The sequence below is a fragment of the Duganella sp. HH101 genome (genome assembly GCF_001758795.1).
Lineage (GTDB): Bacteria > Pseudomonadota > Gammaproteobacteria > Burkholderiales > Burkholderiaceae_D > Rugamonas > Rugamonas rivuli.
Genome location: NZ_LRON01000002.1, coordinates 272,247 through 292,971, shown reverse-complemented (window position 1 = coordinate 292,971; position 20,725 = coordinate 272,247). Strand labels below are relative to the sequence as shown.

The window sequence follows — 20,725 nt, the reverse complement described above, 5'->3', positions numbered from 1 at the left end:
CAGTTACACCGCCACCGCCTCATCCACGGCGGGCGCCGACTCGCCCATCAGGAACTGGATACGCTTGCGCACGAACTGTATGTGGCTGCGCAAGCCGTACAAGCCGTCCGCGAACGACAGCGGGATCGACACCTGGTTGACCAGGTCCTCGATCTCGTTCAGGCGCAGCAGCTGCGCCTCGTACACCTCCATGCGCGAACCTTCCGGCGCATCCTCCACCGCCTGCTCCACCGCGCGCAGCTGGCCATACCAGCGGTACACGCGCGACCGGATGCGCCACACGTACAGCGGCGGCACCACCTTGGACAGCGGCAGTATCAGCGCGCCCAGCGCCACCACCACCACCCACATGCGGTCGAAGAAATTGGCCAGCCAGAACGTCATGTAGCGTTGCAGCAGCGGCGGCCCGCTCTTGTAGTACTTGGCCGCCTCGGCGTCGACCGGAATCTCGGTGTACTTGGCCGACGGGAACTGGCCCTGCTGCGAGAACCAGCCGGCCCCGCTGTGGATGCTGCTGGCCGCCTGCACGAACAGGTCGGTCAGCGCCGGATGCAGATCGTCGCGCGCCACCAGCGTGGCGGTGGGGGCGATCAGGTTGTAGTCCTCGGCCGGGATGTCGCGGCCCAGGTCGACGATCCCCTGCGGCAGCACCACGTGCGTCAGGAAGGGCAGCTTGCGCGCGTAGGCCTCGGCCTGGTTGAAGTTGAACAGCTTGATGCCCGGCGTTTGCAGCAGCATCTGGATCAGCGGCGCCTCCGGCGCCGAGGTGAACACCAGGCCGTCGATGCGGCCTTCCAGCAGCTCCACCGTGGCCGGCGTGTTGGCCAGCGAGAAGCGCTCGACCTCGCCCTTCTCGACACCGTTCAGTTCCAGCACCTGGCGGAACAGGCGCGGCGCGCCTGCGCCCTTGGGGCCGTAGTTGATCTTCAAGCCCTTCAGCTGGGTCAGCTGGGTGATGGGCGGCTTGCCCTTGGTCTCGCGCAGGAACAGCCACAGCGGCTCGACAAACAGGCTGCCCAGCGAGGTCAGGCCTTCGCGTTCGGCCGCTTCCTCGTTGGTGGAGCCGCTTTGCACGAAGGCGATGTCGACTTCGCCGGCGCGCAGGCGCTTGAGGTTTTCACCGGAGCCGGCGGACGGCACCAGCGTCACCTTGACGCCGTGCTTGGCCAGCGCGGCCGCGTATTTCTTGCCGAATTCCTCGTAGGCGGAGTTTTCCTGGCCGGTGGCCAGGCGCACCGTGCGCGGCGGCGCCGGGTCCACCAGCCAGTAGGCCAGCAGGCAGACGCCGGCAATCAGCGCGATGGTGGGTGCGGCGGCGACAAACAAGTCCCGCACTGAGAACTGCGTGAACTTGAGGATTTTGGACATGTGATGGCGTATCGGTTTCATGGGCTGATACATTGCCAACAAACGGGCAACTATGCAAGGGAAACCCGCCCCCGCAAGCAAAGGGTCGGACCCCGTACGGGGTCCGACCCTGGTGTGCCGCCGTACGGGGTAGTATCAGCCGCCGCAGGCCTGCAGCGGCGGCGTCACCGCCGCGGTGGCGTTGCCGCCGGTCTTGACGATCGCCGGCGGCGTCGCCCCCGGCCTGGCGACCGGATGCGGCTCGATCAGCGGCATCAGGTTGGGCGCCAGCACCACCAGCAGCTGCACCGGCAGCGCGCTGGTGAAGTCGTAGTTCTTCGATTCCGGACCGTGCACATAGGCCGTCATCGAACCGAAGAAGCGCTCGCCGATATTGAACACAAACGTCGCCGACCGGTTCACATAGCGCGACTCGATCAGCCGCCCGCCGCCGCCGTAGACGTCGAAACGCTGGTCGCCGGTGCCGGTCTTGCCGCCCACCGGGATCACCTTGCCGTCCGAGCCGACGAAGGCCGTGCGCGCCCGCTTGGCCGTGCCGTCCGACACCACGCCGCGTATCGCGTCGGCCACCACCCGCGCCACCTCCGGCGACAGCACCTGTTCGTTGGCGGTCGGCTTGCCCTTGGTGACGACCGTTTCATACGGCGTGCCCTCGGCGAAGTGCAGCGAGCTGATACGCTGGCTGCTCTTGCGCACGCCGCCGTTGACGATAATCCCCATCATCTCCGCCAGCGCCGCCGGCCGGTCGGCCGACGCCCCCAGCGTGGTCGCATACGAAGGCACCAGCGAATCGAACGGATACCCCATCTTCTTCCACTGCTTGTGGATTTCCATGAAGCCCTCCACCTCGATCAGGCCGGCGATGCGCTTGTCCTGCGCGTGCTTGTGGTGAGTCTTGAACAGCCACTGGTAGACTTCCTGCCGCTCCTGCTCGCTGGCCGCCGTCATCTGCGACAGCGTGGCGCCGGGGTGCAGCCGCATATAGGCCGCCATCCACAGTTCCAGCGGGTGCACGCTGGCCAGGTAGCCGCGGTCGGCCAGCGACCACTTGTCGATCGCATACTGCTCGTACAGCTTGGCGACGCGCTCTTCCGGCACCTCGTTCTGCGACGGCAGGTTGTCCTTCAGGAAGGCGGCGAACTGCTGCTGGCTGGCCGCCGGATAGACGGTGCGGTGGATCACCGCCAGCCGCACCGGCGTGCTGCGGATGTTGGCCAGCAGCACCTTGTCCAGCTCGGACGCCTGCTTGCCCTTGTACTTGACGTAGAAGCGCGCCAGGAATTCCTTGCCTTCCTTGTCGGCGAAGCGCGCCAGGTATTGCGCGCGGCGCGGATCGTCCGCATCGGCCAGCAGCGACGCCGACGAGCCCGGCGTCTGGAACATGTAGTACTTGGCGACGTCGCGCATCAGGCGCACGAACACCAGGTTGGTCGAATGGCGCAGCGCCTCGGTGACGGTCAGGATCTTGCCGTTGTCTTCCTTGGAGAAGTTGCCGAAGTGGTGAAGCCCGCCGCCGGTGAAGAAGCCCTCGCCCGGATTGCCCGAATACTTGCGCTCCATGGCCGCGTTCAGCATCGGCGTCAGCTCGCGTCCGCCCTTCTCCAGCGGCAGCGCCTTGAAGTACTCCAGCGCCCATTGCGACAGCTTGTCCTGCGGGTCGATGCGCACATTGCCCAGCGCCGCCGCGTCCATGCCGCCGTACTTGCGGTGCAGCTGGTCGACGATGTCCAGGTAAGTCACCAGCGTGCGCAGCTTGGCGGTCGAACCCAGGTCCAGCTTGGCGCCTTCGTTGATGTCCAGCGGCTGGTCGAAGTTGTCGGTCTGCAGGCGCAGCAGATTGTTCTGCTCGCCCTTCTCCAGCAAGGTGAAGCTGTACACCACATTGGCCGGATCGCCGTTGCCCAGCATGCCCTTGCCGGTCAGGCCGGCGGCCTTGGCCTTCTCGGGATCGCGCAGGTCGCGCAGCACTTGCGTGACGGCGGTCTGGGCTTGCGCGTCCAGCGTGCTGACCACGCTCAGGTCGAGCCGGTCCAGGTTGTACATGCGGTTGTCGCCCAGCAGGTTGGCCAGGTGGTTGCGGATCGCGTTGGACGCCTTGCGCGTGACGAAGGTCATCGCCGGCGCCGACTCCAGGCCATTGCCGGTGGCCGGATGCAGCTTCTGCTGCAAAGCCATGTCGCGCATGGCCGGCGTGATGATGCCGTCCTGCGCCAGGATGCGCAGGTGGCTGTTGGCCAGCACTTCCAGGTCGGCCGCGCCGGCGCCCAGGTAATAGCTCGGACGGCGTTGCGCAATCATCAGGCTCAGCGCTTCCTTGTAGGTCAGCGCGGTTTCCGCATCCGGGTTGTCGAGCTTGCCGCCCAGCAGGCGGTTGAAGTCGGCGAAGCTGCGGCCATACCACACCCACATGCCGTCGCCGATGCCGTTGACCTCGCCGTAGCCGGGCTTGGCCGACAGCGGCACCGTGTTCAAGTAGTCGAGCACGATGCGGCGGCGGGCCTTGGTGGTGTCCGGGCCATCCTGGTAGGAACGCAGGCTGGCCGACACCATCTGCTGCAGCTTGTCCTTCATCGAACCGGTGCGGCCTTCCGGCGAATGGCGGTATTTCTCGATCTGCGTGGCCAGCGTGCTGCCGCCCGCCGCGCGATGGCCGCCGCCGGCAACCGAGTTGACGCTCTTTTCAATCACGGCCTTGCCCAAGCGGTCCCATTCGACGGCGGGATTGCGGGTCGGGTACTTGGTGTCGAGCAGCTCGCGGTTTTCGATGAACAGCAGGCTGTTAATCAAGGCCATCGGCGCCTGCTCGAACTTGTTGTAGATGCGCTCGGGATAGCTGGCGGCAAACAGTTGCTGCGCGCGGCAATCGTAGATCGTCAGGCCGGTCTTGGTCTTCTCGCGGTAGGTGGCGAACACGCCCATGTCGGCCAGCTCGGCCATCTTGGGCGAGATGCGCACCTGGGCGCTGACCTGGTAGTCGCGCGCGCTCAGCTTGCCCAGGTAGTCCGGCAGGCTGGCGTAGCCGAGCCGCTCGTCGTACGGGCTGTCTTTCGGGAAGCGGATAGCCTTGCTGGCGCCCGGCTCCATCTTGTAGGTCATCTTGCCGACCAGGTCGGTGAAGATGCGCGCCTGCATGCTGGAGGTACGGGTTTCCTGCACGCCCCAGTAGACCGCGAACGACAGGCCGACCAGCAGCACCAGCAGGAAAGCATTGCGCGAGCGCTTGCTCTTCGGCGGCAACGCAGGCGGAGGCGGGTCCATCTGGGCCTGGGCCAGATGCGCTTCGGTTTGCTCGGGAGTGGGCGGCGGCACGACACGCAGGTGCCGGGTGCGACGATAGCCAAGTGCTGCGGCGCCTGCGCGCAATTTGCGCACTGCGCGAACAACAATACGGGGCCGGCGGAAACGACGATTGCTTAACATATGATTCAAACCGGTCAGCTGTTTCAGTAAAACTTACTCGAATGTATGCACTACATTGCTAGCTTCCATTGCACCACATCGGCGACGCGCGAACCGGCGCGGCAGCAGAATAATTTTACCGCGCCGTTTGTTTTTCGCAAAAAAACAACGGCGCTCTTCCCGGGGGAAGAACGCCGTCTGTCAGCGTTTGATAACAGTGTGGCACTAAGTGTTGCTGAACTCTACACGGAGCTTCTTGAGCTCAGCGCACAATTGGATAAACGCAGTGGCTGTCTGGACCGCTTCGCCTTTGACACCCAGCTCGATGTGGCGGCGCGTGTGCGCATCGCCCACGCTCGGCAGGCTGAAGACCTTCACGCGCGGGAACTGCGCCTCCAGCTCCACCATCAGCGGCGTCAGCGCCGATTCGGCGGTCTCGTACACCAGCACCGACTGCTCCAGGCGCGGCTCGCGGTTGAACAGGTCGGCGTAGTGGTGGTCGAGCACCCACTCGATCATCGGCCAGGCCATCACCGGGAAGCCCGGCACGAAGTAATGCTTGTGCAGCGAGAAACCGGCAATGTTGTTGTACGGGTTAGGAATCAGCGCCGCGCCCTGGGCGAATTCGGCCATCTTCAGGCGGTGCAGGTTCTCGGCCGAGTTCAGGTCGACTTCCTGGCCGGCGTCCCGGCCCATTTGCAGGATGCGCTGCTGGATGTTGATCTTGCCCTGCTCGTGCATCACCAGCGGCAGGCCCAGCGCGTTGGCGGCGGCCAGGCGCGTGTGGTCGTCCGGCGTGGCGCCGATGCCGCCGCAGCAGAACACGATGTCGTCGCTGGCGAAGGTGCGCTTGAGCGTGGCGGTGATGCGCTCGGGATCGTCGGCCAGCACTTCGGCCCAGTTCAGTTGCAGGCCGCGCGCCGCCAGCAGTTGCACGACTTTGGGGAAATGCTGGTCGACGCGCCTGCCGGACAGGATTTCGTCGCCGATGATGATGAGACCGATCGTCATGATTGCCCGCTTTCTTCAATGGTGGTGACAACAACGGCCGCGGCGCGCAAGCGCGCCAGCGCATCGAGACAATAATACGCAAACCACAAGCCGGTGAAGATAAAAATCAGCACATACAGCCAGATCGACGCCGCCGCCAGGAAGGGGAACAGCACCACCGCCATCACGGTGCCGCCCAGCCAGATCGCGCCCGGCACGGCGCCGGCCGCGCCGGAGATGACGCCGATCGCCAGCAGGCGCCAGCGGTGCTCGGCCAGGATCTGGCGGCGCTCCTCGGCGCTGGCGTAGTCGGCCAGCGCGTCGTACACCATCACGCGGCAGGTCAGCCAGCCCCACAGCAGCGCCTGCACGATCACCGCCAGCGGCGGGAAGAAGTACAGCGGCAGCGTCACGATCCACAGGCCGATGAAGATCGCCATGCCGCCCAGCGCGGTGACGGCGCTGCCCAGCAGGCTGCCGCCCTTGCGCTGCTCCAGCTGCGGATAGTGGCGCAGGCCGACGTGGCGGCCGATCAGCGGCATCGCGATCACGCCGATGAAGATCAGCGCGGTCAAGATCATCAGCGGCAGGAACAGCAGCATCGCGATCAGCGGCGGCATCACGGTCTTCAGGAAGGCCAGCCCCAGCGACGCCAGCAGGTTGCCGGCCGGCGCGAACAGATTGTGCTCGGCGAACTGCGCGTGCACGTAATCGATCAGCGGTTGCAGCCAGAAATACAGCGCCACGGCCCACACGCCGACCGCCAGCAGAAACGGCGCCAAACTCATCGCCAGCATCTTGCCGTGCCATTGCGACAGGAAGGCCCGGCCCCAGGAGCGTAGTACCTGGTTCATCAGACCACATCCTTGCGTGCGTATTCCACCATGCGCTTCAGGCCCAGCCATTGCTGCGCCCAGAAGCCCCGGCCGTACTCGCGGCCCGGCGTGACCACGCCGCGCTCATCGGTCTGCGGCAGCTGGTCGCGGATGCCGGTGGCGACGAACTGCGGCGTGAAATTGGCGGTGCGGAAAATGATGTCCCAGACCGGCAGCAGCACGGCGAAATTGCAGCCGCCCAGCGTGCCCTTGCCGTGCGATTCGTGGCCGACGCCGATCGCGTGGTGCATGCGGTGGTAGCGCGGCGACACCAGCAGCCATTCGCCGACGCGGCCGAAGTGGATGCGCACATTGGCGTGCTGCAGGCTTTGCAGGATGCGCGAGACCGACACCAGCATCACGTACTGCGCCGGCTCGACGCCGATGCACAGCGCGATCACGCCCATGTAGACGTCGCGCAGCAGGTCGTCGAGCAGGTGGTTGCGGTTGTCGCTCCACAGGTTCATGTTCTGCTGGCTGTGGTGCAGGCCGTGCAGCCCCCACCACCAGTTGAACTGGTGCGAGGCGCGGTGGTACCAGTAATCGAAGAAATCCAGCACCACGAAGTAGACCATGAAGCTGCCCAGCGGACTGATGCCCGGCATCAGGGTTTCGAGGTTGAGCGGATGGAAGCTTTCAAAGCGCAGCATGGCCGCCACGCTGTCCATCAGCGGATCGAGCGTGAAGAAGATCAGCACCGAAAACAGGCCGATGCGGTGCAGCACGGTGTAGAGGAAATCGTTCCAGCGCGCGCGCGGGTCGGTGATCTTGTGCACCGGGATCATCGCCTCCAGCGGGCGCAGCACCAGGAACAGCAGCGTCAGCTCCAGCATGCCGATCAGCAGCCATTCCGTGCCTTCGAAGGCTTCCTCGATGAATTCGCCGCAGCCGAGCTGGAACACCAGCGGCTGTATCACGGTCTCGAACAACCAGCCTTGGGCGGCGCCCAGCCAGTCGGAAATTAATTGCATCATGGGTGTTTCGAACTCGGCTTGAACTGTGAAAGATAGTCGGGATGCTCGCGCAGCGTGGCGAAGCAATAGCCCTTTTGCTCCAGGCCGCTGATCAGCGGCTCAAGGTTGGCCGGCGCCCACGCCTCCTTGCGCGACCAGATGCCCATGTGGGCGACGAAGATGTCGCCATCGCGCAGGTCGCGCAGCGACTTTTGCAACAATACCGCATTCGGGTAGGCCGTGCTGGAGAGCTCGTCGCCGGAGAAACCGGCCGGCGCCCAGCCCACGTGGGCGTAGCCGCAGGACTGCGCCGCCGCCAGCGTGCGCGGCGTGGTGCGGCCGGCCGGCGCGCGCCAGATCGGGTCCAGGTGCTTGCCGGTCAGCTCGACGAAGCGCTGGTCGACCCGCTTGATCTCTTCGCAATACTGCGCCGGCGTCAGCGAAATAATTTTACCGGCGTGCGCGCCGAAGCCGGGCTTGACCAGAATGGCGCCGTTGGCGCCGTCCTTGGCCAGCACGTCGTGGTCGAAGGTGTGGGAGCCGATCGCATGTCCTTCGGCCACGCGGGCTTTCCAGTACGCCGACCAGGACGGGTCCAGCGAATAGTCGCCGTTGACGGTTTTCTCGTTGGCCAGGAAGAAGGTGGCCTTGATCTGGTGGCGGTTCAGCGTATCGGCGATCAGGCCGGCCTGGGATTGGCTGCCGGTGTCGAAGGTCAGGTAGATGGTGCCTTTGCAGGCGCTGTGGCGCAGCACGGCGGCCTGCGGCTTGGCGGCAGTAGCCAGCGCAGCGCCGGCGGCGGCGCGGCGCGCCGGGCCGTTCAGGTTGCGGGCGTGGTCGTTGGCGGCGCGGGCGGCGTCGTTGAGCTCACGCGCGCCATTGTTGGCGGCGCCGGCCTGGCCGGCGGCCGACATCGCCGGCGAGGCCGCCAGCGCCAGCACGGTCAGGGCGGCGGCGGCCTTCATTACATGCGCTGGGCGGAGTTAAAGAAGAACACCCCGTGCGGCGAGCGTCCCACCGGTATCAGCTTGGTCACTTTGCGGGTGGCCAGATCGATCACGGCCACCTTCTTGATCCAGCGCAGCGTTACCCACATGGTTTTGCCGTCGGCGGTCACTTCCATGCAATCCGGGCCGCCGGGCACATTGATCTGGCCGACGTTTTCCAGCGTCTTCTGGTCGATGATGTTAATCGAGTTCGACACCCGGTTCGACACATAGGTGTAGCGGCCGTCGCCGGCGGCGCGGAAGTTGTGCGCGCCCTGGCCGGTCTTGATGCGCTTGACGGTCTTCTGGGTTTTCCAGTCGATCACTTCGACGTAGTCGCTGCCCATGATGCCGACCAGCAGGTACTTGTCGTCGGGCGTCATGGCGATACCCGCCGGCAGCTTGCCGACCGACATGGTCCACTTCAGCGTCTGCGTGTTCAGGTCGATGGCGCTGACCTGGTCGCTGCCCTGCTGGGTGATGAACACCATATTGCTGGCGGCGTTGAAGGCCATGTGGCTGGGCAGCTTGGCCAGCGGGATGCGCTTGGCCAGCGTCAGGCTGGCGCCGTCGTATTTGTACAGGTCGACGCGGTCCAGGCGCAGCGAGTTCGACACGAACCACTTCTGGTCCGGCGAAAAGCCGATCTGGTACGGGTCGAGGATGTCCTTGATGGTGCGCTGGACCTGGCCGGTCTTCGGATCCAGGAAGATCAGCTCGTTGCCCACCGAGCTGGCGACGATGAGGGATTTGTTATCCGGGGTCGACATCAGGTGGTGCGGCTCTTTGCCGACCGGAATGGTGGACAGGTCTTTGTACGTCTCCTGGTCCAGCAGCTGTATGGTGGCGTCGCGCGAGTTGAGCACAACCACTACGTTCGCCTGCGCGCTGCCGATGGCAGTGACGGCGCAGACACAGGAAAGCACGATACGGCGGAAACTACAGAGCATGAAAAAATCGCTTGAAAGAGCAAAACGTTTATTTTACGTGCAAACTGCGCCGGGACGAGACAAATGCCGTAATTATTCCTGTGCCCGGGCGCCCTGCTACAATTCGAGGCTGTCTTTAACGTATCCATAGAAGGAAAATCATGTCCACCATCACCACCGAATCCGGCCTGCAATACATCGAACTGACCGAGGGCGAAGGCGCCGAAGCCAAAGCCGGCCAGAACGTCACCGTGCACTACACCGGCTGGCTGCGCAACGACGACGGCAGCAAGGGTCCGAAGTTCGACTCCAGTAAAGACCGCAACGATCCTTTCGAATTCGCCCTGGGCGCCGGCATGGTGATCCGCGGCTGGGACGAAGGTGTACAAGGCATGAAGGTCGGCGGCGCGCGCCAGCTGATCATCCCTGCCGACCTGGGCTACGGCTCGCGCGGCGCCGGCGGCGTGATCCCGCCGAACGCCACGCTGATCTTCGACGTCGAACTGCTGGGCGTTTAACCACGCTCGCTAGCGCTGCCAGTTCCTGCGCAGCGCTTCCAGCTCCGCTCGCGTGTCGAGCATGCCGCCGACGATGCGCTGGTCTATCGCTTCCAGCAGCGCCGTCGGCATTTCGGTGCCGGCCATCCGGTAGGCGCCCATCGCCGGCACCGGCCGCGCGTTCTGCACCAGCACCGGTATCCGCCATTCGTCGCCCGCGCGGCAAGCTATCCCCACCAGATCCTGGCTCAGGCCGACCAGCGTGAAGCTGCGGCAGTAACCGCCCTCGTTCGACAGAAAACTCAAGCCCACCCGCACCTCGCCCTCCGACGGCGCGGCACCGCCCATCTGCTGGCTCAGCGCGCCATCGAGCCGGCCCTGCGCGATCAGCATGCCGTTGCGGCTGGCCACCGTGGTGGGCGCGGCAGGCGCATCGCCGAACCAGCCCGGCTGCCAGCGCCCCAGGCCGAACTTGCCGGCCGCCAGGCCCAGCACCATGACCAGCATCAGCGCGCTCCATTCCAGCCAGCCCCACTGGCGCTTGGCGGCCTTGCGCGCGGCCTGCTGCTGCGCGGCGCGCTGCGCCCGCACGGTGGCCAGCTGCACCACGTTGGCGCGCGGATGGGCGCCCAGTTCCAGGCCGGGCTGGACGTGCCCGGCATAGCGCTCGTCGCGCGCGGCGCGCAAGCGCTCGACGCGGCGGCCGATGCTGCTGTCGCGGCGCATGGCGGACTCGACGGAACGACGGGTGGCGTCGTCCAGATCGCCGTCGGCGTATGCAATCAGTGTCTCGTCTGAAAAGGTCATAATTCCCGTCCGTGGTCGTTCCATCATAAACCTTTTTACGGCGTATGGCGGCATCGCTCGCACCGCGTAGCGCCTGTAAACACGGGGGTTTTATTGCAGTGCAGCGTGGCGCGGCAGCTACTGTAAGGGCTACTTCGTACAGAAACCATTACATTTGACAATATTTATGCTAATCTGCGCGCTCTAATAACCAAGGAGGTAGTAATGAAAAAAGGCGAATTGATTGCAGAATTTGCGAAACGCACTGAAGTGTCCGCTGCTGCCGCCAACGGTGCAGTGAATACTCTGATCGCCATCATCACCGAGCGTCTGAAAAAAGGCGACACGGTAGGCATCACCGGCTTCGGCACCTTCTCCGTGGCGAAACGCGCTGCCCGTAAAGGCCGCAATCCTGCAACCGGCGAAGCGATCAAGATCGCCGCGTCGAAAACTCCTAAATTCTCGGCTGGCGCCACCCTGAAATCGGCCGTCAACCCGACCAAGAAGAAGTAAGCAGGCCAGCACGCGGCGTTCGCGCCGCAGTGTCAGTGCCCGCGAGGGCACCGGAAACGGCGGTGCATGCCATGTCCTCGGACTGGCATGCCCGCCGTTCTGTTTTTGAGGAGTCCCTCTAGGCGTTTTTGCGGTGGCTGCGGGTATGATGGCGCGTACCCCACACCCACACGAGGAGAAGTGATGAGTTTAGAAGAGCAATTCGCGCAAGCCCAGCTCGATTCCAAGAATCTGCCTGAGCGTCCGGACAACATGACGCTGCTGAAAATCTACGCGCTGTTCAAGCAAGGCTCGGCGGGCGACGCCAGCGGCGACCGTCCAGGCATGACCGACTTCGTCGGCCGCGCCAAGTTCGACGCCTGGGCCGCACTGCAAGGCACCTCGCTGGACGAGGCCAAGCAGCAGTACATCGACCTGATCGAAGGCCTGAAATAAACCGCTGGGGTCAAGTCTGACATTCGGACACGGCCTCTGCTGTAACACGACGTTACAGCAGAGGCCGTGTCCGAATGTCAGACTTGACCCCAAGTTGTCAGGCGCCCGTGAACACGCGGCGCATTTTATCGGCCACCTTGGCCTCGATCTGCGAGGCGAACGCGCCGAACAGGAAGCCCAGTTCGATATGCAGCCGGGCCTCTTCCGGGAGCAAACTCAGCGATCCGCTGACGCCGCTGCGCTCGAAACGCAGCACATCGCCATCCCAGACACATTCCAAATCAAATTGCTCGGCCAGCTTGTCGGCCACTTGCTGCGCGGCCGCGCGGGCCGCTTCCGGCGCCAGGTGGTGGGCCTGGGCGATGTTGATATCTGCCATCCGGCATCCTCGGTAATCAAAAAAGCGCCATGATGCCAGTTGCGCCGCGGCTGCGCCAGCCCGGCCGCGCCGGAGCCCCGCGCTTTCCCGCCCAGCGCCGGAACGAATTTGCTTATATGTATTGTATATAAGCGCAATTTGTGAGAAATAGCGAATTACCTTAAAATACAGTGCTTTGCTGAGGTTAGCCGGGCCATCCCACCGCCGCCGACGCCGCTGCACACCAACATTGATAGGACTGTTATGACCCACGTTGTCACCGAATCTTGCATCAGCTGCCGCTACACGGACTGCGTCGATGTTTGCCCGGTAGATTGTTTCCGCCAAGGCCCGAACTTCCTCGCCATCGATCCGGACGAGTGCATCGACTGCGCCGTCTGCGTGGCCGAGTGCCCGGTCAATGCGATTTTCGCCGAAGAAGATGTGCCGGGCGACCAGCAGCAATTCATCAAGATCAACGTCGACCTCGCCCGCAACTGGCCTTCGATCACCAAGACTATCCCTCCGCTGCCGGAAGCGGATCAGTTCAAGGACGTCAAAGAAAAACTGCACCTGCTGGTACGCTAAGACACCGTCTGGCGAGGCAGCAAAGGGGCAGCGCCTTCCGCGTCCGCTGGCGACAGCCGGCGCGCAGCCTCGTGTTGCCTAACCATTACTGAAATAACAGGAACCCACGTATGAATAGCACTGTCACTCCTCCTGGCGTCATCGAAGCCGATGCCGTCATCATCGGCGCCGGCCCGGTCGGCCTGTTCCAGGTCTTCGAACTCGGCCTGCTGGAAATCAAAGCCCACGTGATCGATTCGCTGGGCGCGGTGGGCGGACAGTGCGTGGAACTGTACCCGGACAAGCCGATCTACGACATCCCTGCCGTGCCGTCGTGCACCGGCCAGGAACTGACCGACAACCTGCTCAAGCAGATCGAGCCGTTCGAGCCGACCTTCCACCTGGGCCAGGAAGTGACCAAGGTCGCGCGCCGCGACGACGGCCGCTTCGACGTCGAAACCAGCACCGGCACCGCCTTCATCACCAAGACCATCTTCATCGCGGCCGGCGTCGGTTCGTTCCAGGCGCGCACGCTGAAGGTCGACGGCATCGAAGTGTTCGAAGGCTCGCAGCTGCACTACAAGGTCAAGGACCCTGCCCTGTTCGAAGGCAAGAACCTGGTCATCTGCGGCGGCGGCGACTCCGCGCTGGACTGGGCGCTGAACTTCGTCGGCAAGGCCGAGTCGGTCGTGCTGCTGCACCGCCGCGAAGACTTCCGCGCCGCGCCCGCTTCGGTCGCCAAGATGAAAGCCTTGTGCGATGAATACGAGATGCAGCTGATCATCGGCCAGGCCACCGGCCATGAAGTCGATGCCGACGGCAAGCTGTCGCAGCTCAAAGTGACCGGCGCCGACGGCGTCACCCGCCGCGTGCCGCTGGACATGCTGCTGGTGTTCTTCGGCCTGTCGCCGAAGCTGGGCCCGATCGCCGAATGGGGCCTGGACATCGAGCGCCGCCAGCTGAAGGTGCAGAACACGGAAAAGTTCGAAACCAACGTGCCGGGCATCTTCGCCGTGGGCGACATCAACACCTATCCGGGCAAGAAAAAACTGATCCTGTCGGGCTTCCACGAAGCCGCGCTGGCCGCCTTCGGCGCCGCCCCTTACATCTTCCCGGACAAGAAGATCCACATGCAGTACACCACCACTTCGCCAAAGCTGCACAAGGTGCTCGGCGTCGAGACGCCAGTCTTCGATTAAGTGCGGTAAGCAACTGTCCTACACAAAAGCAGCGGAAACGCTGCTTTTTTTATTGGTTCGGCGGTATTATTGTTTGACTGTGGCGGCACTGTGGATAATACGTAGGCTTGCCCCGCAGTATTTTGGAATGCTTTACGTCACGAACAATTATTCTATAATCTGGCTTATGATGTATGGTATTGGTGCATCGCACCAAGCTCTCGATCCCAGGAATACATATGCTCTACCAACTGCACGAAATGCAACGCTCGTTCCTGACGCCCCTGATGCAATGGGCCGACGCCTCGTCCAAGATGTTCAGCAATCCGGTGTCGCCGCTGGCGCACACGCCATTTTCGCAGCGGATCGCGGCAGGTTACGAGCTGATGTACCGGCTGGGCAAGGATTACGAAAAGCCTGCGTTTGAAATCGACACCATCGAGCTCAAGGGCGAGAACGTCGGCATCATCGAACAGGTCGTCGTCAACAAGGCCTTCTGCCGCCTGATCCACTTCAAGAAAGACCTGGACGACAAGAAGATCAAGGCCCTCAAGCAGCCCACCGTGCTGCTGGTGGCGCCGCTGTCCGGCCACCATTCGACGCTGCTGCGCGACACCGTGCGCGGCCTGTTGCACGACCACGACGTCTACATCACCGACTGGACCGATGCGCGCATGGTGCCGCTGTCGGAAGGCGCGTTCCACCTGGACGACTACATCTACTACGTGCAGGACTTCATCCGCCAGCTGGGCCCGGACGTGCACGTGATCTCCGTGTGCCAGCCTACCGTGCCGGTGCTGGCGGCGATCTCGCTGATGGCCAGCGCCAAGGATCCGGCGCTGCCGAAGACCATGACCATGATGGGCGGCCCGATCGACCCGCGCCGCTCGCCGACGCAGGTCAACAACCTGGCCACCGAAAAGAAATTCTCGTGGTTTGAAAACACCGTGATCTACGCGGTGCCGCCGAACTACCCCGGCTTCGGCCGCAAGGTCTACCCGGGCTTCCTGCAGCACGCCGGCTTCATCGCGATGAACCCGGGCCGCCACGCGCAGAGCCACCGCGAGTTCTACATGCACCTGGTCGAAGGCGACGACGAGCCGGCCGACAGCCACCGCAAGTTCTACGACGAATACAACGCCGTGCTGGACATGCCGGCCGAATACTACCTGGACACCATCAAGACCGTGTTCCAGGACTTTGCGCTGCCCAAGGGCACGTGGCAGGTCGGCGGCAAGCTGGTGCGGCCGCAGGACATCACCTCGGTGGCGCTGTTCACCGTCGAGGGCGAGCTGGACGATATCTCCGGCGCCGGCCAGACCCAGGCCGCGCACGACCTGTGCACCGGCATCCCGGCCGACATGCAACAGGACTATGTCGCGCCCGGCGCCGGCCACTACGGCATCTTCTCCGGCCGCCGCTGGCGCGAGATGGTGTGCCCGAAAATCACCGAGTTCATCAAGAAACACGGCTGAGCGGACACCGCCCTCCACCAGACGCCCGTGTGCGCTGGCGACGTTCGACAACGCCGCCAAGCCACACGGGCTTTTTTATTGGATAATGGCGCTTTATCGCCATCACTTCCGCCGTGCCGACCTCCCCCTCACTCGCCGACCGCATCGAAGACGTCCTGCCGCAAACGCAATGCACCAAGTGCGGCTATGACGGCTGCCGGCCGTATGCCGAAGCGATCGCCGCCGGCGCCGCCCCGATCAACCAGTGCCCGCCAGGCGGCGCGGAAGGCATCGCCAGGCTGTCGTCCGTCACCGGCCATCCGGTCATCCCGCTGAACCCGGTCAACGGCCTGGAGCGCCCGCGCGCGGTCGCCTACATCGACGCCTCGCTGTGCATAGGCTGCACGCTGTGCATCCAGGCCTGCCCGGTGGACGCCATCGTCGGCGCGGCCAAGCTGATGCACACCGTGGCGCCGGCGCTGTGCACCGGCTGCGACCTGTGCGTCGCCCCCTGCCCGGTCGACTGCATCGTCATGTACCCCGCCACCGAGACCACCGGCTGGGACGCCTGGCGCCAGGCCGACGCCGACGCCGCGCGCGAACGCCACGACTTCCGCGCCATGCGCCTGCGCCGCGAGCAGCAGGAAAACGACGCCCGCCTGGCCGCCAAGGCCCAGGCCAAGATGGCGGCGGTGCACGCGCTCGATCCGGCCGACGCCGCCGGCGAAGCCGAGAAGGAACGCAAGCGCGCCATCATCGCCGCCGCGATGGAACGCGCCCGCCTGAAAAAGGAAGCCGCGCAAGCGGATTCCGCCGACAATCAAAAAGAATGAATCCAGCCAAACGCCAAGCCATGTTCGAGCGCTTCCGCGCCGCCAATCCCAAGCCAGAAACCGAACTTGAATACACGTCGCCCTTCGAACTGCTGATCGCCGTGCTGCTGTCGGCGCAGGCCACCGACGTCGGCGTCAACAAGGCCACGCGCAAGCTGTACCCGGTGGCGAACACGCCGCAGGCCATGCTGGATCTGGGCGAGGAAGAATTGAAGACCTACATCCAGACCATCGGCCTGTACAAGACCAAGGCCAAGAACGTCATCTCGACCTGCCGCATGCTGGTGGAGCTGCACGGCGGCGAAGTGCCGCGCGACCGCGCATCACTGGAAGCCTTGCCGGGTGTGGGCCGCAAGACCGCCAACGTGGTGATGAACACGGCCTTCGGCGAACCGACGATGGCCGTGGACACGCACATCTTCCGCGTCTCCAACCGCACCGGCCTGGCGCCGGGCAAGAATGTCGACATCGTCGAACAGAAGCTGTTGAAATTCGTGCCGAAGGAATTTTTGCAGGATGCGCACCACTGGCTGATCCTGCACGGCCGCTACACCTGCAAGGCGCGCAAGCCGGAATGCTGGAACTGCATGCAGCTCGACCTGTGCGACTACCGCGGCAAGACCCCGGCGCCGGACCATCTCTAGAACTGGAAGTAGATGAAGGGGTTGAAGCCGCCCTCCACCACCGACAGGCAGGACAGCAGGTACAGCAGCACGCTGTAGACGCCGACCAGGCCGGGACGGCGGAAGCTCATATTGCGCAAGCGGTAGAACAGCTTGTCGCCCGCCAGGCAGATCACGGCCGACAGCAGCAGCAGGAAAATCACCTTGGGATCGGCCAGCATCACATTGGCGCTGTTCCACAGCGGCGCCGACGGCTCCTGGCCGAACATCACGCGCAGCAGCTTGCTGCTCTGCGCCATGCTGTCGGCGCGGAACGGCACCCACAACACCGTCGCGCACAGGAACACCGGCAGGCTGCCCAGGCGCCACTTGGCCGTGTTCAGCACGCCCGCGCGCTCCAGCGCGATCAGCACGCCGTGGCCCATGCCCCACACCAGGAAGGTGTAGGCGGCGCCGTGCCACAGCGCGCACAGGCCGAACACGATGAACAGATTACGGTAAGTCTTGAAGGTGCTGGTGCGGTTGCCGCCCAGCGGAATGTAGACGTAGTCGCGGAAGAAACGCGACAGCGTCATGTGCCAGCGCTGCCAGAATTCGGTGACGCTGGTGGCCGCGTACGGACGGTTGAAGTTGCGCGGGAAGCGGAAGCCCATCATGCGCGCCATGCCGATCGCCATGTCGGTGTAGCCGGAGAAATCGAAATAGATCTGGAACGCGTAGCAGAACGCCCCCAGCCAGGCCGAGTAGGTGCTCAGCGCGACGTCGGGCCGGTGCATCAGGTCGACCACGGCGCCCAGCGGGTCGGCGATCAGCAGCTTCTTCGACAGGCCGATGATGAACAGGTTCAAGCCCCAGAACACGTCGCTGCCGACCAGCGCGCGGCGTTTGACGTCGAGCTGTTCCTTCACTTCGGCAAAGCGCACCACCGGTCCCGCGATCAGGTGCGGGAACAGAAAGATGTAGATCGCGAACTTGTGCAGGCTGCGCTCAGGCTGGATGCGGCGCGCGTAGACGTCGGCCTGGTAGGACAGGAAGTGGAACACATAGAACGAAATCCCCAGCGGCAGCACCAGGCCCAGCCGGGCGACATGGTCCAGCAGTTGGGCGCCGCCGGCGTCGGCCAGCAGTTGCGCCAGGAAACCCAGGTATTTATAGGCGATCAGCGGCGTCAGGTTGAGCACCAGCGCCAGCGCCATGGCCAGCCGCGCCTGCGGCAGCCGCGCATCGTCGCGGCGCAGGCGGCCGATCAGGCCCGCCAGCAGCCAGTTGGCCATCAGCAGCACCAGCGCGACCACGGTCAGCGCACCCGCGCCCAGCAGGTAGAAGGCCATGCTGGCCAGCAGGATGAAACCGTTGCGCCACAAGCGGGGCAGCAGGCAGTACAGGGCGAAGAAACAGGGGAAGAACAGGAACAAGAATCCTGGCGACGAAAAGACCATGGGAGTATCCAGTGTTAAGCGATTATTCAGCCAGGCCGATCCAGGCGCCTGCCGAGCTGTCCAGCACCTGCACAATCAGGTACTTGCAGCGGCCGCGTATCAGCGGCGGCACGTCCCTGAGCGGCATGCCGCGGTCGAGGCGCAGGAACTGCTCGAAGTGGTCGGCCAGGCCTGCGCGCGCCATGCCGTCGCTGAAGCTATTGCCATACAGGCAGGTGGCCGGCAGCAGGCCGCGCCCGCTCACGGTGTCGGTGATGTACTCGAAGCCGGTCTTGCGGACATCCATGGCCTGCACCTGGTGCACGTCCTGCCAGGTCTTGGTCAGTTGCGGCTCCATCTGCACATCGTTGCTGAGCAAGGCGGCAAAGCGCGATTCCGAACCGTCGAAGGCCTCGCTGTGGTAGGCCAGCTCGTGGCGCCAGGCCGGCCCCTGTCCTTCCAGGCTGGCGATGCGGTTGGTCGCTTGCTCCGCCACCTTCAGCGCCACCAGGTCGGTCCAGTGGAAATCCTGGCGGTAGAAGATGGGGAACTTGCCCTGCGACGCGGCCAGGATGCCGTAGACGTCGACGAAATGGAATTCCGGGTTCTGCTCGAAGCGGTGGTACAGCTGCATGAAGTGCGATGGCTGCTGGATGCGCGGCAGGAAGAAGGGAATGCGGTCCTGCGTGAAATACTGCTTGCTCATCGGCGTCATCAGTATCATCGTCGTGCCCTGCGCCTTCAGCCGCGCCGCCACCTTGGCCATGCCTTGATACACCAGCTCGGCGTTGGCCGGCACCGCCAGCAGGCTTTCAGTGGCCGGCAGCTCGATGTCGGAAATGCTGTGGCCGTACATCTCGCCCTGTTTGCCAAAGTAGACGCGACGCGAGGTGTGGAACAGGCGCAGGTCCAGTTCGTTCTTGGTGCGTATCATCAGGCTGCGCAAGCCCAGGTGGTCCGAATAGCCTTTTTCGAAATTGCGGTAATTCTTGTCGAAGTCGTACCAGCGGCCTTCCCAGTGGGTCGGCAATGGCGCCAGCGGACGCATCTCCAGCAGGTCGGGCGCGCTTTGCGCGCCGTTCTCGATGGTGGCGATGGCGGGGATCAGGCTGACGGCGAAGATCAGCAGCACGAACAGCACGCGGAACGGGCGCAGCCGGCGCGGCCGGGCCGGGCGCGCGGCCGCCGCGGTGGCGGCGGTCTGCGCAAGAGGCGATGAACTCATAAGGCGGGGTACTTTTTTGACTGGGTCTTACATATCGGTTGCGCATGGTAGCAGATATGCAATGCCCCATCAACCGCGCGCCCCGGCTGCGGCAGGACTACACCAGCACTAGGTTGTCGCGGTGGATCAGCTCCTGGCCTTCGACGAAGCCCAGGATGGATTCGATTTCGCTGGACGGCTTGCGCATGATGCGGCGCGTTTCGGCGCTGGTGTAGTTGGACAGCCCGCGCGCCACCGGCACGCCGTCGGCGCTGACGCAGGTGATGACGGCGCCGCGTCCGAACTCGCCCTTCACATCGACCACGCCGATCGGCAGCAGCGACTTGCCTTCCTTGCTCAGCTTTTGCACCGCACCGGCGTCCAGCACCACCTGGCCCGCCGTGTGCAGGTGATCGGCCATCCACTGCTTGCGCGCCGTCAGGTGGCCGGTCTGCGCCGCCAGCTCGGTGCCGATCGCCTCGCCGCTCGCCAGCCGCTCCAGCACATTGTTCTCGCGGCCATACGCAATCACGGTGTGCGCGCCCGACTTGGCGGCGCGCTTGGCCGCCAGGATCTTGGTCAGCATGCCGCCGCGCCCCAGGCTGCTGCCCGCGCCGCCTGCCATCGCCTCCAGCGCCAGATCGCCGGCGCGGCCTTGCTGGATCAGCGTCGCCGATGGATCCTTGCGCGGATCGGCGCTGTACAGGCCCTGCTGGTCGGTCAGGATGATCAGCGCGTCGGCCTCGATCAGGTTGGCCACCAGCGCGCCCAGCGTGTCGTTGTCGCCGAACTTGATTTCATCGGTGACGACGGTGTCGTTCTCGTTGATGATGGGGACCACGCCCAGGCGCAGCAAGGTGGTCAGCGTCGAGCGCGCGTTCAGGTAGCGTTCGCGGTCGGCCAGGTCGGCGTGGGTCAGCAGCACTTGCGCCGTGCCCAGCTGGTGGGCGCGGAAGCTGGTCTCGTAGATCTGCGCCAGGCCCATCTGGCCGACGGCGGCGCAGGCCTGCAGTTCGTGGATGTCGGTGGGGCGCCGCTCGAAGCCCAGGCGCAGCATGCCCTCGGCGATGGCGCCGGACGATACCAGCACGACTTCCTTGCCCAGGGCCCGCAGGCCGGCGATCTGTGACGCCCAGCGCGCGATGGCGGCGTGGTCCAGGCCGCGGCCGTCGTTGGTGACGAGCGAGGAACCGACCTTGATGATGATGCGGGTAGCTTTTTGTATGACGGAATTCATGGGTGCGACAACTCTCCAAACAAGCGGATGATGGGGTTCAGTGCTGTGATTTGGCGGGCGGATTGCCCTGCTTTGCCGCTAACAGTCGCCGGCCCTGCTGTGGCAGGACGGGCGCCGAGATG

The 20,725-nt window shown here is 64.5% G+C and carries 20 protein-coding genes; 8 read left to right on the top strand and 12 right to left on the bottom strand.

The window, feature by feature from the left end:
• Window positions 1-3 precede the first annotated feature (3 nt).
• The 7 genes from DUGA2_RS04120 to DUGA2_RS04090 all read right to left on the bottom strand — a co-directional run bounded on the left by DUGA2_RS04120 (window position 4) and on the right by DUGA2_RS04090 (window position 9,521).
• Window positions 4-1,368 (bottom strand): TAXI family TRAP transporter solute-binding subunit, encoded by a 1,365-nt coding sequence (locus DUGA2_RS04120; protein ID WP_070267355.1) that lies wholly within the window; start codon window positions 1,366-1,368, stop codon window positions 4-6.
• 135 nt (window positions 1,369-1,503) lie between these two features.
• Window positions 1,504-4,626, bottom strand: a complete 3,123-nt coding sequence (locus DUGA2_RS04115; protein ID WP_070267654.1) for a transglycosylase domain-containing protein — start codon at window positions 4,624-4,626, stop codon at window positions 1,504-1,506.
• Window positions 4,627-4,992: 366 nt separating this feature from the next.
• Window positions 4,993-5,778: a molybdopterin-binding protein gene (locus DUGA2_RS04110; RefSeq protein WP_070267353.1), complete on the bottom strand. Its 786-nt coding sequence runs from the start codon at window positions 5,776-5,778 to the stop codon at window positions 4,993-4,995.
• Window positions 5,775-6,611 (bottom strand): EI24 domain-containing protein, encoded by an 837-nt coding sequence (locus tag DUGA2_RS04105; RefSeq protein WP_070267351.1) that lies wholly within the window; start codon window positions 6,609-6,611, stop codon window positions 5,775-5,777. The genes DUGA2_RS04110 and DUGA2_RS04105 overlap by 4 nt, the downstream gene beginning before the upstream one ends.
• Window positions 6,611-7,606, bottom strand: coding sequence for a sterol desaturase family protein (locus tag DUGA2_RS04100; protein ID WP_070267350.1), 996 nt, complete (start codon window positions 7,604-7,606; stop codon window positions 6,611-6,613). The genes DUGA2_RS04105 and DUGA2_RS04100 overlap by 1 nt, the downstream gene beginning before the upstream one ends.
• Window positions 7,603-8,550 carry a polysaccharide deacetylase family protein gene (locus DUGA2_RS04095; RefSeq protein ID WP_083296198.1) on the bottom strand — a complete coding sequence of 316 codons (948 nt, stop codon included), beginning with the start codon at window positions 8,548-8,550 and terminating at the stop codon, window positions 7,603-7,605. Before DUGA2_RS04095 ends, DUGA2_RS04100 begins: the two co-directional genes overlap by 4 nt.
• Window positions 8,550-9,521, bottom strand: coding sequence for a cytochrome D1 domain-containing protein (locus DUGA2_RS04090; RefSeq protein ID WP_070267348.1), 972 nt, complete (start codon window positions 9,519-9,521; stop codon window positions 8,550-8,552). Before DUGA2_RS04090 ends, DUGA2_RS04095 begins: the two co-directional genes overlap by 1 nt.
• 140 nt (window positions 9,522-9,661) lie before the next feature.
• Between DUGA2_RS04090 and DUGA2_RS04085 the strand changes: the two genes are divergently transcribed.
• Complete coding sequence (locus DUGA2_RS04085) at window positions 9,662-10,018, top strand: FKBP-type peptidyl-prolyl cis-trans isomerase (RefSeq protein WP_070267346.1); 357 nt, start codon at window positions 9,662-9,664, stop codon at window positions 10,016-10,018.
• Window positions 10,019-10,027: 9 nt separating this feature from the next.
• Here the strand turns inward: DUGA2_RS04085 and DUGA2_RS04080 are convergent, their stop codons facing one another.
• The gene (locus tag DUGA2_RS04080) at window positions 10,028-10,804 is read right to left on the bottom strand and encodes a hypothetical protein (RefSeq protein ID WP_070267344.1); all 777 of its coding nucleotides are present in this window, start codon (window positions 10,802-10,804) and stop codon (window positions 10,028-10,030) included.
• Between the two features lie 186 nt (window positions 10,805-10,990).
• On the opposite strand from DUGA2_RS04080, the gene DUGA2_RS04075 reads away from it, so the two are divergent.
• On the top strand, window positions 10,991-11,296 hold the full coding sequence (locus DUGA2_RS04075) for an HU family DNA-binding protein (RefSeq protein WP_328595527.1): 306 nt from the start codon (window positions 10,991-10,993) through the stop codon (window positions 11,294-11,296).
• Between the two features lie 183 nt (window positions 11,297-11,479).
• On the top strand, window positions 11,480-11,731 hold the full coding sequence (locus DUGA2_RS04070) for an acyl-CoA-binding protein (RefSeq protein WP_020705202.1): 252 nt from the start codon (window positions 11,480-11,482) through the stop codon (window positions 11,729-11,731).
• 97 nt (window positions 11,732-11,828) lie between these two features.
• On the opposite strand, the gene DUGA2_RS04065 is transcribed toward DUGA2_RS04070, so the two are convergent.
• Entirely contained in the window at window positions 11,829-12,110 is a 282-nt protein-coding gene (locus DUGA2_RS04065; RefSeq protein WP_008445672.1) for a polyhydroxyalkanoic acid system family protein, read from the bottom strand.
• A 243-nt stretch (window positions 12,111-12,353) separates the two neighbouring features.
• Between DUGA2_RS04065 and fdxA the strand changes: the two genes are divergently transcribed.
• From fdxA to nth, 5 genes are all read left to right on the top strand, one after another.
• Window positions 12,354-12,677 carry a ferredoxin FdxA gene (gene fdxA, locus DUGA2_RS04060; RefSeq protein WP_008445669.1) on the top strand — a complete coding sequence of 108 codons (324 nt, stop codon included), beginning with the start codon at window positions 12,354-12,356 and terminating at the stop codon, window positions 12,675-12,677.
• Between the two features lie 110 nt (window positions 12,678-12,787).
• Entirely contained in the window at window positions 12,788-13,855 is a 1,068-nt protein-coding gene (locus DUGA2_RS04055) for an NAD(P)/FAD-dependent oxidoreductase (protein ID WP_008445667.1), read from the top strand.
• A 218-nt stretch (window positions 13,856-14,073) separates the two neighbouring features.
• Window positions 14,074-15,309: a polyhydroxyalkanoate depolymerase gene (locus tag DUGA2_RS04050; RefSeq protein ID WP_070267343.1), complete on the top strand. Its 1,236-nt coding sequence runs from the start codon at window positions 14,074-14,076 to the stop codon at window positions 15,307-15,309.
• Window positions 15,310-15,422: 113 nt separating this feature from the next.
• The gene (gene rsxB, locus DUGA2_RS04045; protein WP_070267341.1) at window positions 15,423-16,121 is read left to right on the top strand and encodes an electron transport complex subunit RsxB; all 699 of its coding nucleotides are present in this window, start codon (window positions 15,423-15,425) and stop codon (window positions 16,119-16,121) included.
• A complete protein-coding gene (gene nth, locus DUGA2_RS04040; RefSeq protein WP_070267340.1) occupies window positions 16,118-16,765 on the top strand; it encodes an endonuclease III in 648 nt (215 codons plus the stop codon). The genes rsxB and nth overlap by 4 nt, the downstream gene beginning before the upstream one ends.
• On the opposite strand, the gene DUGA2_RS04035 is transcribed toward nth, so the two are convergent.
• The 3 genes from DUGA2_RS04035 to proB all read right to left on the bottom strand — a co-directional run bounded on the left by DUGA2_RS04035 (window position 16,762) and on the right by proB (window position 20,603).
• Window positions 16,762-18,183, bottom strand: a complete 1,422-nt coding sequence (locus tag DUGA2_RS04035) for an MBOAT family protein (RefSeq protein ID WP_070267338.1) — start codon at window positions 18,181-18,183, stop codon at window positions 16,762-16,764. The genes nth and DUGA2_RS04035 overlap by 4 nt on opposite strands.
• Before the next feature lie 22 nt (window positions 18,184-18,205).
• On the bottom strand, window positions 18,206-19,387 hold the full coding sequence (locus DUGA2_RS04030) for a hypothetical protein (protein WP_070267336.1): 1,182 nt from the start codon (window positions 19,385-19,387) through the stop codon (window positions 18,206-18,208).
• A gap of 97 nt (window positions 19,388-19,484) precedes the next feature.
• Complete coding sequence (gene proB / locus DUGA2_RS04025; RefSeq protein ID WP_070267334.1) at window positions 19,485-20,603, bottom strand: glutamate 5-kinase; 1,119 nt, start codon at window positions 20,601-20,603, stop codon at window positions 19,485-19,487.
• Window positions 20,604-20,725: the final 122 nt, after the last annotated feature.

Excerpts from the sequence above, each read along its gene's own strand:
- DUGA2_RS04120 (WP_070267355.1), bottom strand. The coding sequence starts at position 1,368 with ATGTCCAAAATCCTCAAGTTCACGCAGTTCTCAGTGCGGGACTTGTTT.
- DUGA2_RS04115 (WP_070267654.1), bottom strand. The coding sequence starts at position 4,626 with ATGGACCCGCCTCCGCCTGCGTTGCCGCCGAAGAGCAAGCGCTCGCGC.
- DUGA2_RS04110 (WP_070267353.1), bottom strand. The coding sequence starts at position 5,778 with ATGACGATCGGTCTCATCATCATCGGCGACGAAATCCTGTCCGGCAGG.
- DUGA2_RS04105 (WP_070267351.1), bottom strand. The coding sequence starts at position 6,611 with ATGAACCAGGTACTACGCTCCTGGGGCCGGGCCTTCCTGTCGCAATGG.
- DUGA2_RS04100 (WP_070267350.1), bottom strand. The coding sequence starts at position 7,606 with ATGATGCAATTAATTTCCGACTGGCTGGGCGCCGCCCAAGGCTGGTTG.
- DUGA2_RS04095 (WP_083296198.1), bottom strand. The coding sequence starts at position 8,550 with ATGAAGGCCGCCGCCGCCCTGACCGTGCTGGCGCTGGCGGCCTCGCCG.
- DUGA2_RS04090 (WP_070267348.1), bottom strand. The coding sequence starts at position 9,521 with ATGCTCTGTAGTTTCCGCCGTATCGTGCTTTCCTGTGTCTGCGCCGTC.
- DUGA2_RS04085 (WP_070267346.1), top strand. The coding sequence starts at position 9,662 with ATGTCCACCATCACCACCGAATCCGGCCTGCAATACATCGAACTGACC.
- DUGA2_RS04080 (WP_070267344.1), bottom strand. The coding sequence starts at position 10,804 with ATGACCTTTTCAGACGAGACACTGATTGCATACGCCGACGGCGATCTG.
- DUGA2_RS04070 (WP_020705202.1), top strand. The coding sequence starts at position 11,480 with ATGAGTTTAGAAGAGCAATTCGCGCAAGCCCAGCTCGATTCCAAGAAT.
- DUGA2_RS04065 (WP_008445672.1), bottom strand. The coding sequence starts at position 12,110 with ATGGCAGATATCAACATCGCCCAGGCCCACCACCTGGCGCCGGAAGCG.
- fdxA (WP_008445669.1), top strand. The coding sequence starts at position 12,354 with ATGACCCACGTTGTCACCGAATCTTGCATCAGCTGCCGCTACACGGAC.
- DUGA2_RS04055 (WP_008445667.1), top strand. The coding sequence starts at position 12,788 with ATGAATAGCACTGTCACTCCTCCTGGCGTCATCGAAGCCGATGCCGTC.
- DUGA2_RS04050 (WP_070267343.1), top strand. The coding sequence starts at position 14,074 with ATGCTCTACCAACTGCACGAAATGCAACGCTCGTTCCTGACGCCCCTG.
- nth (WP_070267340.1), top strand. The coding sequence starts at position 16,118 with ATGAATCCAGCCAAACGCCAAGCCATGTTCGAGCGCTTCCGCGCCGCC.
- DUGA2_RS04035 (WP_070267338.1), bottom strand. The coding sequence starts at position 18,183 with ATGGTCTTTTCGTCGCCAGGATTCTTGTTCCTGTTCTTCCCCTGTTTC.
- DUGA2_RS04030 (WP_070267336.1), bottom strand. The coding sequence starts at position 19,387 with ATGAGTTCATCGCCTCTTGCGCAGACCGCCGCCACCGCGGCGGCCGCG.
- proB (WP_070267334.1), bottom strand. The coding sequence starts at position 20,603 with ATGAATTCCGTCATACAAAAAGCTACCCGCATCATCATCAAGGTCGGT.